The organism is Methylophaga thalassica, assembly GCF_030159795.1.
Classification (GTDB): domain Bacteria; phylum Pseudomonadota; class Gammaproteobacteria; order Nitrosococcales; family Methylophagaceae; genus Methylophaga; species Methylophaga thalassica.
This window is the reverse complement of record NZ_BSND01000004.1, coordinates 167,218-181,854: the sequence shown is the minus strand read 5'-3', so window position 1 is coordinate 181,854 and position 14,637 is coordinate 167,218. Positions and strand designations below refer to the sequence as shown.

The 14,637-nt window shown below is 44.1% G+C and carries 9 protein-coding genes; 2 read left to right on the top strand and 7 right to left on the bottom strand.

Features of this window, described 5'->3' with window-relative positions; all coding sequences use genetic code 11:
* Position 1: 1 nt before the first annotated feature.
* The 6 genes from secD to QQL60_RS05690 form a co-directional block, all read right to left on the bottom strand.
* Positions 2-2,518: a protein translocase subunit SecD gene (secD, locus tag QQL60_RS05715; protein WP_284722710.1), complete on the bottom strand. Its 2,517-nt coding sequence runs from the start codon at positions 2,516-2,518 to the stop codon at positions 2-4.
* A gap of 793 nt (positions 2,519-3,311) precedes the next feature.
* Complete coding sequence (locus QQL60_RS05710; RefSeq protein ID WP_284722709.1) at positions 3,312-6,443, bottom strand: type I restriction endonuclease subunit R; 3,132 nt, start codon at positions 6,441-6,443, stop codon at positions 3,312-3,314.
* Entirely contained in the window at positions 6,440-7,480 is a 1,041-nt protein-coding gene (locus QQL60_RS05705) for a virulence RhuM family protein (RefSeq protein ID WP_284722708.1), read from the bottom strand. The genes QQL60_RS05710 and QQL60_RS05705 overlap by 4 nt, the downstream gene beginning before the upstream one ends.
* Positions 7,473-7,595 carry a hypothetical protein gene (locus QQL60_RS05700; RefSeq protein WP_284722707.1) on the bottom strand — a complete coding sequence of 41 codons (123 nt, stop codon included), beginning with the start codon at positions 7,593-7,595 and terminating at the stop codon, positions 7,473-7,475. Before QQL60_RS05700 ends, QQL60_RS05705 begins: the two co-directional genes overlap by 8 nt.
* Before the next feature lie 151 nt (positions 7,596-7,746).
* Entirely contained in the window at positions 7,747-8,952 is a 1,206-nt protein-coding gene (locus QQL60_RS05695) for a restriction endonuclease subunit S (RefSeq protein WP_284722706.1), read from the bottom strand.
* Complete coding sequence (locus QQL60_RS05690; RefSeq protein WP_284722705.1) at positions 8,949-10,496, bottom strand: type I restriction-modification system subunit M; 1,548 nt, start codon at positions 10,494-10,496, stop codon at positions 8,949-8,951. Before QQL60_RS05690 ends, QQL60_RS05695 begins: the two co-directional genes overlap by 4 nt.
* Before the next feature lie 510 nt (positions 10,497-11,006).
* Between QQL60_RS05690 and hflK the strand changes: the two genes are divergently transcribed.
* On the top strand, positions 11,007-12,059 hold the full coding sequence (hflK, locus tag QQL60_RS05685; protein ID WP_284722704.1) for an FtsH protease activity modulator HflK: 1,053 nt from the start codon (positions 11,007-11,009) through the stop codon (positions 12,057-12,059).
* Positions 12,056-12,997 (top strand): protease modulator HflC, encoded by a 942-nt coding sequence (hflC, locus tag QQL60_RS05680; RefSeq protein ID WP_284722703.1) that lies wholly within the window; start codon positions 12,056-12,058, stop codon positions 12,995-12,997. Before hflK ends, hflC begins: the two co-directional genes overlap by 4 nt.
* Before the next feature lie 73 nt (positions 12,998-13,070).
* On the opposite strand, the gene QQL60_RS05675 is transcribed toward hflC, so the two are convergent.
* Positions 13,071-14,552, bottom strand: coding sequence for a phospholipase D family protein (locus QQL60_RS05675; RefSeq protein WP_284722702.1), 1,482 nt, complete (start codon positions 14,550-14,552; stop codon positions 13,071-13,073).
* Positions 14,553-14,637 lie beyond the last annotated feature (85 nt).

Genomic DNA, 14,637 nt, shown 5'->3' with positions numbered 1-14,637 from the left:
TCTAAGGAATTTGAGCCAACTTCTCACGCATTTCTTCTGTCGTTGGTCTCAGCAGTGCCAGACCCTTTTGGCTTCTGCGTTGACTCAAGAAATACAAAATAGGAGCCGCAATAAATACTGATGAACTTGTACCAATCACTATGCCAAAAAGCATAGGTAAGGCAAAACTTGAAACGGCTGATCCTCCTGCAATACCCATCGGTAAAAGTGCCAAAAATGTGGTAACAGACGTAAATACGGTCCTGGTTAATGTCGACGAAATACTCTCATTCATCAGTTGAATAATCGGTTTGTCCGGTGTGGCCCGTATGCTTTCTCGGATCCGATCAAACACCACCACTTTGTCATTGATGGAATAACCGATAAGGGCTAACAATGCCGCCACTGCCGTCAGATTAAATTCAACGCCTGTTAACGCAAAGAAACCAATGGTTTTAGTTAAATCTAAAGCAATCGTTAATGTTGCAGCGATAGCAAAATGAGATTCAAACCGCAGTGTCAGGTAGATTAACATCCCTACTCCAGCTAACAAGATAGCCAGGATCGTGTTATCAGAAAAATTACCACTGACTTTAGGACCCACCATATCGACTTTAGGAAAGTCAGCATCAGGCTGAATAGTCAGTACAGCTTCTTTTAAATCATTAACTTGCTGTGATGTGGCACCAGGTTCAGTTGATGTCACAGGCAGCCTGACCAGAAAGTCCCCCGCCTTCCCTGTTTCCTGAATAAGCGCATCTGATAAGTGGTGGCTTCCCAGCGTATTTCTGATTTGTTCAACAGATAAATCCATCGCGTGAACATCAACTAACGTTCCCCCTGTAAAATCAACGCCATATTTCAGACCCGGCTGAAAGAACAACACCACAGCAGCAATAGACAAAATGGCTGACGTTGTAAGGCCTGCATAACGCCCACGCAGAAAATTAATGCCCTTGCCGCTTAATTTATCTAAGAAATTGAAACCGTTGATCTTTAAAGGTTGCTTTTCTTTACCTCGAATAGACCATTCCATAAGTAATCGTGTCACGGCAACGGCAGTAAACATTGAAGTCACCAAACCGATTCCTATCGTCACAGCAAAGCCTTGAACAGGTCCTGTACCAAACATAAATAACAAACTTACCGCGATAAGCGTCGTTAAATTTGAATCCAGAATGGTGGTATAGGCTTTGTCAAAGCCCTCACGAAGCGCTTTCCAAGCCTCTTTACCTCGCTTTGATTCTTCCCTGATGCGTTCATTAATAAGAATATTGGCATCCACCGCCATGCCAATGGTCAGGATAATACCGGCAATACCAGGCAGCGTTAGTGTTGCGCCAAGTAAACCCAGTGCACCAAAAATCAGCCCAAGATTAATAGCAAGACCTGTACACGCGATAAGTCCCCATCTGCCATAGATTCCCAGCATGAAAATCACGACCATCGCTGCGCCTAACAGACCGGTTGTTAGCCCCATTTGTATGGCATCACTGCCAAGATCAGGACCAACGGTTCGCTCTTCAATCACATGTAACGGAACAGGCAAAGCCCCTGCCCTCAATAATAACGCTAAATTATTTGCTTCAGAGGTAGTGAAATTGCCACTAATCTCACCGCTTCCACCCGGTATTTCACTACGAATAACAGGGGCTGTAATGACTTTTCCATCAAGCACAATAGCGAGTGCCCGACCTATATTGTTATGGGTCATATTGCCAAATAATTTCGCCCCTTCACTATCAAGTTTGAAATTAACTACGGGTTCGCCGGTTTTCTGATTAAACCCTACCTGAGCATCACGTATATGTTTACCTTCCATGGCCACCTGAGTTTCGAGACGGTAGCGGCTATCCGTATTGATATCGGGGTAGATCACCGTATTTTTTGTTGTATCAGTGGCTGCCCAATGAAATGTCATTTTTGCTGTTGTACCCAGCAGTTCACGAATCTTAGTAGGATCTGCCACACCCGGCATTTGAACCAGAATATCCTGCTTGCCTTGACGGGTAATACTCGGATCAACCAGCCCCGTCTCATCAAGGCGTTTTCTGACCACCTCAAGACTTTGATTAACAACATCCGTGACAAGTGATTCAACCCATCGTTGATCTAAGCTTATTTGAATCCCGTCCGTTTCTTTTTTGATGTCAAAACGTTTTTTGCCATCTGTTGAATTACGGGCTAACTGACTAGCAAGCTCAACGGATTTGTCGATGTCAGCGCTTTTACGAATGGGTATATATAAGCCTGACTCAGAAATGACAGGACTCGTGTAGTAAATCCCCTGCTTTTGCAACTCGCTGGTCAGCTCAGACTGCAGCAAGTCATATTGTTTGTTTAATAACTCTTTAGTGTCCGCTTCCAAAAGCAGGTGTGAACCACCCTGTAAATCCAACCCCATAGAAATGGTCGTGTCGGTATACCAGGCAGGCAGTTTTTGAGACAAAGAATAAGGAAGAATGTTAGGTAAACTGCACAGCAGCCCGAACACAATCAACAAACCATAAACAATGGTCCGTGAAGACAATGATTTCATGAAAAACCTCTAACGTTTTCGAAATAACAAAGCCCTAACCAAAGGGCCGATTTGTATGGACGAAACTAAGCTAGAGGGGGTGCTCTCAAAGGCGGATAGAGGTAATAATGAGAAAAAGGCGTTGCATCTGTAATGTCTTTAAATACAAAACAGACTGAACCCCAGTTTTTCGGATGTTGATTTTGTGAGTGACAAATAGCCCACAGAGGTAAGTCAATATCAGGAAAAAACTCTTCAACAGACTGATGTTTAATTTCAGCTATTCGAAGAAAGTATCCCTGCGTATTAAATGAATCAAGATGACTAATAAGCCCGTGATTAATCTCATTGCTTGAGTCGCTTTTAGCATAGGAAGCTATTGGCAGAGTCAGCAACAACAACGACAAGAAGCAGATCCCAAAAAGGGATAAGACATAGCGTTGAGAGAGAGATTGTTCGGATTTATACATGACTGGATTAGAGGTACAGGGATATACCATTAACTCGATGGCGAAATCGTATCACGTTTTCATTCAAGTCTGTTTAATTATTAATAGACACGATTAGTAAGCATCACACCATGTTATTCAGAATGTTTTTGTGTCGATTTTAGAGCGGTTCAAAATTTAAAAACTGACATTCATTGTGGGGTATCACCCTGCAGAATTTAAAATTCAAAATCGTCTAATAAATGCTTTTTAGTCTGTCTATTAACGAATCCAGTACACGATGTTCCATATGTATTTGGAATTTATCCGCGACCAGTTCTTGTAATTTGATCGCTGTGGTTATCTAGTCCAAGGTTTAGATGAGTTTAAACCTTGCCCCCTACACCTTTAAACTTATCAACAAAAGCAGCAATCTTTTGAAACACGCTTTGTTTTTTAGTCAGGTATTGTGGGTTCAATGGACTCATTTTGGGTAGAAGGGTATTTAGTTCTGTACCCGCATCACTGGCAAACTCTCGCTTTAGCGAAGTAGTGATGTATCGTCGGGCTTCTTCAGCATTCAGGCTTTCAGCAGTAATCAACTCCTCGGCTTCACGTTGCTGCTCAGCTTGGGCAAAGGCAAAGAAGGCTTCGATTACAGTGGCTTTTTCGCCAATCTGGTCAAGATCAGTTTGATTGATAAAGTCGACCACCAAGCTTTCTTTAGCTCGGTTACCGAGACTTGCTCGGATGACGCGACGTACTTCATCTACCAAATCGGCTTTGCTCTTGGTCTTTTTGTTGTGCTCAAAGATCAGCTCGAGAATGTAATCTAAGTTAATTTCCTGCGATTTAAGCAGGTCGACCTCAAACACGACATCATCCCACTCGATAGTGGATTTTTCTTTATCTTCGGCTGACTTTTGGCGACGCTGCCACTCACGGATATCATTATAGGTCGAGCGGTAATCCTGAACCTTACGCTCAGTAGGCAAACGTATACTTTGCAACTCAGCGAACTTATCATCATCTAGGTAATGATCAGCCTTGAAAGCTTCAACTGCTTCAGAGTCACTTATATCGACGTTTTGCAGTGCTTTCAGGCTCGCAAACTCATCGTAGTTTTGCAGGATATTCTCGACACGCAGATATTCGCCAAAGAGTTTGGCAAAGGCTTTCTTGTCAGCTTCTTTTTCAATGTTGGATGGATCAGGAAAACGCTGCTCCAGTTCACTAACCACTTCCATAAAGCCCCGCCTTGCTTCACCAGTAATCACATCGGTAAAGCCTTCCATGTATTCGGTATAGCTTTTTTCTAATACTACGTTTTTGGTGTTGCTATTACCAAATAAGGTAATGGCTTCCACGGTCGCTTTTTCAAGATCACGGAAAGTGACGATATTGCCAAAGGTTTTAGTTGCATCATAAATACGGTTGGTACGTGAAAAAGCCTGCATCAGCCCGTGATAACGCAGGTTTTTATCGACAAACAAGGTATTCAGAGTCGGTGCATCAAATCCGGTCAAAAACATACCGACAACAATTAACAAGTCGACGGTTTCTTCTGGTGGTAGTTTGTTGCCATAGTCATCCTCGCCTTTTACCCGTTTTGCTAAATCGCGGTAATAGTTTTGAAAGCCGTCACTATCAACGCTAAAACTTGATTTGAAGTGGGTGTTATAGTCAGCAATCGCCTTGTTCAAAAACTCCTTGGCACTGCTATTCATGGCTGAGACATCAAAGCTCTCATCGGCAATAGCACCGATCATCTCTTGCTCTTCGTTAGCTGCAAAGGAGAAGATAGTGGCGATTTTAAGTGGTTTCTCACTGTCTTTCTGTAGTTGAGTGAGTGACTCATAGTAAAGCTTGGCTGAGTCAATAGTGCTGACCGCAAACATGGCATTAAAACCACGAGCGCCGGGTTGTAAACGATGGGTTTTTTGGCGGTAGCTTTTTAGAATGTACTCTGCTATTTCACGGATCCGTTCAGGATGTAACAGTGCTTCTTTGTTTTCTGCAGCATTGAGCTTTTGTTCATCCTGCTCGGTTTCAATGGCTTTAAACTTCACGCGGACATCGTTGTAATCCACCTTAAACTTAAGCACCTTTTCATCCCGAATAGCATCGGTAATGACGTAAGAATGTAACTCCTGCCCAAACACGCTAGCGGTCGTTTCAGCACCCGATGCGTTCTCGGGAAAGATAGGTGTGCCAGTAAAACCAAATTGATAATACTTTTTAAATTTCTTTTGAAGATTCTTCTGCGCTTCACCAAACTGGCTGCGGTGGCATTCATCGAAGATAAATACCACCTGCTGGTGATAAACAGCAAGGTCACCCTCGCTTTTGATTAAGTTATTGAGTTTCTGGATAGTCGTGACAATAATTTTGTTGTCATCTTTGGCAAGGTTTTGCTTTAAGGCTGCGGTGTTTTTAGAACCATTAACGCTATCAGGTGAAAAGCGTTGATATTCCTTCATGGTTTGGTAATCAAGGTCTTTTCGGTCTACAACAAAAAATACCTTGTCAATGAACTCAAGCTCAGTGGCAAGACGCGCCGCCTTAAAGCTGGTCAGCGTTTTGCCTGAGCCTGTGGTGTGCCAGATAAAGCCACCGCCTTCTGGCTTGCTCCAAGTTTTGGCTTGGAAAGAGCTGTTTATCTTCCATAATATCCTTTCGGTTGCGGCGATTTGATACGGGCGCATCACCAGTAGCGTATTACTAATATCAAACACAGCATAATGCAGCAGCACTTTCAGTAGCGTATTTTTCTGGAAGAAAGTGGCAGTAAAATCCTTGAGGTCTTTTATCAGACTGTTATCAGCCTTCGCCCAGTTCATGGTGAAGTCGAAGCTGTTTTTGTTACGACTGACCGTGTTGGCAAAATATCGGGTATCGGTGCCATTTGAAATCACAAATAACTGCAGATATTTATACAGCGAATGTTCGCTGTTAAAGCTTTCCTTGCTGTAACGATGTACCTGATTAAAGGCTTCACGGATAGCCACACCCCGTTTTTTTAGCTCAATCTGAACCAGAGGCAGACCATTAACTAAAACGGTGACATCGTATCGGTTAGCGTGGCTGCCGGTTTGCTCGAACTGTTTGATGACCTGGACTTTGTTACGGGCGATATTGTTTTTATCAAACAAGTAAATGTTTTGAATACGGCGATCATCAAACACGAAGTCATAGATATAATCGTCATGCACTTTGCGGGTTTTATCAGTGATGCCATCACTGGGTTTATCCAGATAGGTTTCAACAAACCGCGCCCACTCGCCCTCTGAAAAGGTTACCTTATTTAAGGATTGTAATTGCACACGGAGATTTGCGAGCATCGCCGCGGGATGATTCAAGCCAGGAACCAGCTCATACCCTTGATTCACCAAATCCTGAACCAGCTCACGTTCTAAATCACCCTCGCTTTGGTAGCTTTCATTCACTTCCCATTGCTTCTCGTACTTATCCAGTACGATGAAGTTTTTAGACTCAGCGATGGCTCTGTAGCTTGTCATTTCTTAGCATCCTTGTTGTGCAACAGCTTCTTGATTTCTCGGTCAAAATCAGACTCAATGCGTTGTTGCTTGTTGAATTGCTCGTATTCTTGAAAGGCCTTATTTTCAGCGTCTTTACGTGATATTCGTCCGTAACCTTCTAAAATTTGGTACTCATTAAATGCCAAAAACTTATCTACGCTGGCCGCAAAGGCTTCCATGGTGAAGGTGTTACGTCGCTCAATGATGCCTTCAATATAATCAAAGAACGATGATACGGTTCGCTCCAGCTGTTTGATCTCTTGCTCAGATAAGTAGTTCTTGGCAACAATCGTGTCGGACTTTAACACTCTACCTTTTGGCGCATTCTTGAACGTGGTCATGCCCATTAATGGTTTACTGGCATCAGCTTTTAACGAAATGATTTCAGCTGCAGTATGGCCGGTAATGGCAAAATGAAATTTGTCCTGCACATGGGCATAAAACAAACGCGTAGTTTCAGACTTAGGATCATAATCAATACTACATTCGGCAAAAATATCAGTGATTTGCTGATAAATTCGGCGTTCACTGGCACGAATAGATCGAACGCGTTCAAGTAGTTCTTTGAAATAGTCTTTACCGAAATAACGGCCGTTTTTTAGGCGCTCATCATCCATGGCAAAGCCTTTGATGATGTATTCTTTAATCAGCCCTGTGGCCCAAATACGAAACTGTGTCGCTTGCCTGGAATTAACCCGATATCCAACCGAGATCACTGCATCAAGGTTATAGTACTTAACCTTTTTAGTTTGTGTTTTTCCAGCAATAGCACCGTGTTCAGTGGTTGTTTCCAAAATGGAAATAACCACTTCAGGGTTTAACTCTCCACTTTCAAAAATATTCTTCAAATGTTTGGAAATAGCTGGCACACCCACACCAAATAGCGCCGCCATTCGGTCTTGCGTTAACCAAATAGTTTCATTGCTAAGCAACACCTCAACTTTAATATCGCCACTCGGTGCGGTATAAAGCAAAAACTCCCTGGTTTGATCTTGTAGACTGAGCTTATTAGTCATGAGTAAGCTCCTCAGCGACATAGGCAATATGCGCTTTTTGCACCCTGCGCTTTTGTGGAAACGCGAATGTCTGGTTATCGCTACTGATATAGCGAGTTTGCTTCATATTTATCATCAGATCCTTCCTTGAATTTGATTTAATGAATGAACGGTTTGAATGGAAAAATAACTCCGACACCATAACTATGAGTGCTCTACATCCTCTCAGCTCACATAGCTTCTTCTCTACTCTTTGCAGGACAATCCTTCCCAACATCATCAACATATCAAGCCACTTTCTTAGTATCTGGCTTTGGAAAGCTCAGCAGTAAATCACGATAATATTCGTATTGCTTCTGGCGTAGCTCGATTTCGCGAGGTAGGCCTTCGGTGACGGAGGTGGTCAGTACATTAAATTTGTCGAGGATCGAGATGATTCGGGCTTGTTCTGCAAGTGACTTATCTGGGTCATTTGGAAAAGGAATTGGAACCGTAATTTTTTTTACCATTGGTACAGTTAGCTGCGGTATTCCAGCATCAGTTCCTCCTATGGCAGACATATCTAAAACATAATTTAGATACTTAGTACTAATAAGTTTCTTGTTGGCAACTAAAACAATTAACCGAATTATCGGTGTGAACTTAGCTTCTCGGACAGCATGGTATCCGACTTTTGCCCCACGCGCAGAGATAGTTACTGCATCACTATCAATCTTAAAGTCATCAGTGAAGCCATATAACCCTTTTTCTTCAATAGCGTTTGCATAGATTGGATACGGATATTCGACAGTTGGGTGCGTTTGGCCTTTAACACTGTTTTTAGGCACATCCCCACCCGCAGATATGGATGTACAAAGATGCTCTAACGTCTTCCACTCCACTTCTACTTCTTCAAAACTCAACAGTTTATCGCGATAGTAGTTGTATTGTTTTTTACGTAGGCTAAGCTCGGCGGTCAGCTCGGCGGTCAGCTCGGCGGTCATGGCGGTAAATGCGTCCAGTATACGGACGATTTCGGCCTGGATTTCGAGGGATTTTTCTGGGTTATTTGGACAGGGGATGGGGACGCTTTTATTAGAGTAATTACTAATCCACTGACGCTTATGATCGCCTTCAGTCAATCCAGTTGGAAGAGTGTTAAGCCAATAGTAAACGTACTTAAGAGAAAACTTTTCTTTGTCATTTGAAGTAATCATTTTCATAGCGGATGACTTAGCTTTAAAGTCAAAATCAACCCATTTATTGGCGGTTGTAAAGTCATCGAAGATAATTACAGGATTGATTGAGGCTTGATTTATCCCTTCGGTCTCATCTGTATACCCGAGGATAAAGGTTTTACCTGCTGTCAAAACAGGTGTATCAAAATCATCATCATACTTTTTGGACTTCACCAGATATTTAGTTGGCTGTTCGTATTTTGTAACTTCACCTAGAGGCAGCCATCCAATATCAACCCCACCCAGTAGTTTCTCCATAAAGCTCAATTCGCTCATCCCTCGATCTCCGCAACAATCGCATCAATGTCTTCACGCAGCTGAGTGATCTTGGCGACAGTGGTTTTGAGTTCGGCATTAAGCTCAGCAATATCTATTAATTCGCGAGTATTTTTGGCTTCAACATAACTACTCACCGATAGGTTGTAATCATTGTCTGCAATTTGCTCAAACGGGACTGACTTCGCAAAGTGCTCGATATCCTCTTTGCTACCAAACACCTGCATGATGTCTTCAATATGCTTATCTGTGAGTACGTTGGTATTCGTTTCTTTTTTAAAATAAGCCTCGCCACTGGCATCAATAAACTGAGTATCGGTAGTGATTTTGTTTTTAGCCAAGACCAGAATGTTCACGGCGATAGTGGTGCCAAAAAACAGATTAGGTGCCAGCGAAATGACAGTTTCTACATAGTTGTTATCCACCAAATACTTGCGAATTTTTTGCTCGGCACCACCGCGATAAAAAATCCCCGGAAAGCAGACGATGGCAGCGCGGCCTTTGCCGGATAGATAACTGAGTGCATGTAAAACAAAAGCAAAATCTGCTTTGGATTTCGGCGCCAGCACACCGGCTGGAGCAAAACGTTCATCGTTAATCAAGGTTGGATCTTCTGAACCAACCCACTTCACCGAGTACGGCGGATTGGAAACGATGGCATCAAAGGGTTTTTCATCGCCAAAGTGTGGTTCTGTCAGAGTGTTGCCCAGCTGCATATTGAATTTGTCGTAATTGATGTTATGCAAAAACATGTTCATCCGTGCCAGGTTGTAAGTGGTGTGATTAATCTCCTGGCCGAAGAAACCTTCTTCGATAATATGGGCGTCGAAATGCTTTTTGGCTTGCAGCAGTAGTGAGCCGGAACCACAGGCTGGGTCATAAATTTTATTGACACTGGTTTGTTTGTGCATCGCCAGTTGGGCAATAAGCTTGGATACATGCTGTGGCGTGAAAAACTCCCCGCCTGATTTACCTGCATTGGCGGCGTAATTGGAAATTAAATATTCGTAGGCATCACCGAATAGATCGATATGGGCATCATCAAACTGGCCAAAATCCAAACCTGCCACACCTTTTAGCACATGAGCCAAGCGTTGATTTTTATCTTTTACGGTATAACCAAGACGATTACTGGTGGTATCGAAGTCCGCAAACAAACCCTTGATATCGACTTCAGATGGATAACCACTAGCTGAGGTCTCGATGGCAGCAAAGATAGCAGCTAAATCAGTATTTAAGCTTTCATTGGTATTAGCTGCTTTCGCTACATTAATAAACAACTGGCTGGGATAAATGAAATAACCTTTGGTTTTGATAGCGTCGTCTTTGATTTCGGGTGTGATCACGCTATCAGGTAATTCAGCATAATGAATACTGTCATCGCCACCTTCTATATAAGCGGCAAAGTTCTCACTGATAAAGCGGTAAAACAGTGTACCGAGGACATATTGTTTAAAATCCCAGCCGTCTACCGCACCGCGAACATCGTTGGCAATAGCCCATATCTGACGTTGTAGGGCGGCGCGTTGTTGTGTGCTTGTCATGCTTTCCTTATTTCCAATTTAATGTGTTCAATGATGGTATAAACGAATATGTAACTGTTCGTTATGGCAGTTTTTTATGTGTTCATCTAGCTTACAATCAAATAACAGCAATAGCTTTTCAATCACTTCCAGAGCGACTTTTTGAAACGTTTCTTTGTAGATCAACGTTATTAAATATTTTCTCTGGCTACATCTGCAATACGCATTTACCATCCTGCGGGCGAGATAGTAGCGGATCACGGCTATGCCTTTATTTGTCTTGTTCTTGAGTAAGGCCAGAGGTTATCACGAATTTAAGCTTTGCCTAGCATTTTACGAGTTGAAGTTAAATTATAGAGGCTTGAAATGTTGCGATCACCTCATCCCAACAAAAAAACTATACCTATCCCTCAGCATTATCACCACGTCATTACTACTTGCCGACGCCAGACTCCTTAACCATTTTGCCCCAATACCGTACACAGCCGCCCCTAAAGAGTAGACTGGCCTTTCAAATAAAGGAGAGAGAAGATGATTCAATCTGTAAAAGACGATGGTCGAGGGCCTTCTGGGCCACCTGACCTGTTTGAATTAATAAAAAAGTTGACTGGTGGTGGCCGCGGCCCTTCGCGTGGCAAGTTAGGTGGCGGCTTTATTGGCGTCCTACTAGTTATTCTGCTGGTGTGGGGTGCAATGACTTCTTTCTATACGGTGCAACCGGAACAGCGCGCTGTGGTGAAACGCTTCGGTTCCGTCAAAGGGATTACTGATCCGGGTCTGCATTTCAAAATTCCGTTTGGTATTGATCAAATACAACTGGTCGCTACTGAACGCGTGTTGAAACAGGAGTTTGGCTTTCGCACTCGGGGAACCCGTCAGGGAGAAAGCTCCACCTACAGTGCGGCCGAATTTGAAGATGAGTCATTAATGCTCACTGGCGATTTGAATATGATCGATGTTGAGTGGGTGGTGCAATACCGTATTGAAGACCCTATCAAGTTTCTCTATCAGATGCGTGAACCTACCCGAACCCTGCGTGATATTTCCGAGTCTGTGATGCGTCGCATTGTCGGTAATATGCTGGGCTCAGAGGTACTGACTATCGGCCGGGTGGAGATTCAGCAGAAAGCCGGTGATGAGATTCAGGAGATACTCAACCAATACGATGCCGGGATTCGTATTAGTACCGTTGAAATGCAGGATGTGGTGCCGCCCCCTGCTGTTCAACCTGCCTTCAATGAAGTGAATGAAGCCCGTCAGGAGCGCGAACGTATGATTAATGAGGCACAAAAACGAGTGAATCAGGAGATTCCAAACGCTGAGGGTGCTGCGCTTCGAACCGTCGCTGAGGCTGAAGGTTATGCCACGGAACGGGTGAACCGGGCCGATGGTGAAAGTACACGTTTTAGTGCTGTTTTGCGTGAATACCAACAAGCCCCCACGGTGACGCGTTCACGTCTCTATCTGGAAACGTTAAATGAGATCCTGCCGAATATCGGCCAAATTTTGGTGGTACAGGATGGCCAAGTCGGGCCGTTGCCATTGATCGATGTGAATCGTAAAACCATTGGAGGTGACAAATGAAAACCTCACTACTTGCCTTCATCGTTGTGTTAGCCGTTATCCTCGGTAACCTTACTCTCTATACCGTAGATGAAGCTGAACAAGCCATTCTGGTCCAGTTCGGTGAACCAATTGGCGATGTCATTAATGAGTCGGGGCTGAAGTTCAAACTCCCCTGGCAGAATGTCCGTTATTTCGATAAACGTCTGTTGGTCTGGGATGGTGATGTAACTCAGATTCCGACACTGGGTCGTGAGTTTATTCTTGTGGATACCACGGCACGCTGGAGAATCACTGATCCCCTACTCTTTTTAACCAGTGTTCGCGATGAAGCCGGTGCACGTACTCGACTCGATGACATCATTGATTCGGTGGTGAGAGATATGGTGTCGTCCACCGAACTGGAAGAGATCGTTCGCTCGAAAGACTGGCAAGTGAATGTCGCGGAGTTAGATGACCCCGCCCTGGCTGAACGCAGTGACGTTAATCTGGAGAAACAACCGAAACTGGGGCGTGAATTACTGGAAGCCGGTATCCTGAAACGGGCTCGGGATTCTATGCCAGCACTGGGGATTGAGCTTGATGATGTGCGTATTAAACGCGTCAATTACATTCAATCAGTTCGTCGTCAGGTAGAAAGTCGGATGATTGCTGAACGTCAGTCTATTGCTGAGCGTTTCCGTTCTGAAGGTCGGGGCCGTAGCCAGGAAATCCTGGGTAATATGGAACGCGATCTACGTCGCATTCGTTCTGAAGCCGCGCGTGATGCCGAGAAAATACGCGGTGAGGCAGATGCTGAAGCGACGCGTATTTATGGTGAAGCTTTCGGCGCTGATGCCGAGTTCTATTCTTTCTTCCGTACGCTGGAAAGCTACCGGGCCTTGGGTGCGAATAGTACGCTTATGCTCAATGCTGACTCGGACTTCTTCCGTTATCTGGAAGAGCCACAAGCTCAGTAAACCATTGCCTGTTAGAATCGTCACGCCCACCTGGGCGTGACATTCTTTTGGGTTATCCCATTTTTAGCTTTAACTAAAACGTACTGAGCCCTGTGGCTTCCATGGTGCGATATAACAGTTGGGGCCAACGTCTTTCATCTGCATAGTTTTCATAGTCCACGCTGTAATGACGGCCATACAGATTATGCCAGCGTTCATCAAACCAGCTACGACCACGCCGAAAAGGTGCTGCGTTGGCTGGCCCTTTTACAATCACACTGGTTTCAAGATTAAGATTGTGTAAATTGCGTCGGGTGAAATTGGTTGAGCCAAGTAACATGGTTGTTTCACCAGCGCCACGGTGCATCAGCCATTTAGCATGACATTGTTCGCCATGGGTATCACACCAACGAACGGTAATACCGGCTTGCGTTAATTCATGGGCCACTGGACGATTCGGAATACCATTTTTTTGTCGCCCGAAGGCATCTTTATTGGGATCCAGCAATACTCTTAACACGACACCTCTCGTTTGTGCAGATTTCAGTGCTTCCACAATATCCCGATCAGATAAGTAGAACATCGCCATATCCAGCTTATCACCCGATTTAGCTTGGTTAATCATGGCTAATGCGGCTTGTTCTACGGCATTCTCGGTGACGACTTGCACACTGAGATTACTGTCCGTGTTTTCAGCCTTTTGTGGAAGTGCCACTTTGGCTAAGGCTTTACCTGATAATGCCAGCACGGCCTTTTCGCTCTCCAGTAAATCCCATGCCGTCGGCCCATTAAAGCGTAAGGCCACATTGCCATGGGCGCTGCTGCCATCATGTGGATTGGCCGAGGTCACTAATGCGGTTAATTCTGAGCCATTATCAGCGATCAGTAACTTGCGGTGATTCGCTTTGAAATTCAGTAAGTTGAGATAGCTTCTTACAGAGACTTGTCCTTCACCAAACGGATTGGGTAACCATCCGCCTTCACTATTACCAAATGGCTGAATCAACAAACGCCAAAAACCGGAATAAGCCGGGTTGCTATCACGTAATTGAGTTAAGTCAGTTTGCGTGACGGGTATGCCTGCCGCTTTAAGCTCAGCAAAATGTTTGGAAGGAAGCCCGACATAAAGGCTATTAATGGGATCGGAAATGACGTGTATTTGTAGACCCGGATAACGCTTTTTCTGAGCAATCAACGCTTTGCTGAGTTCATCTGAAAGTGGTCTATGTTGTTCCGAGCCCTTGCCCAGATAGTCATTAAATAAAAACATATCAACCAGCACGATATGGCGTGCGTTGGCAATCATCTCAAATACGGTATCGAAAATCTGTTGCTGCGTTTGGCGCTCGCCATCAACGGTGTAGGTTCTGTCTGCCAGAAACTGTACATCCGTGGCTGTGCGTTGGGGGCTGGTGAAATTAACACCTGCGGGCAAAGGCTTGTTAACGTGATAAATGGCGACACAAACCATTGTTAGCAAAAGTAAAAAGAATATCCAACGCCATTTTCCCTTATTCCTTCTCTGCTGTTTCGTGCCGAATAAGGCTCTGTGTTGCTGTTTTTTTCTGAATGGCATATTGGATGATCTAAGTAATAATCAATCTCATAAAGTAGCACTATTTATCGATAGTGATAAACCACGTTATCTCGTCTCTCCCCTT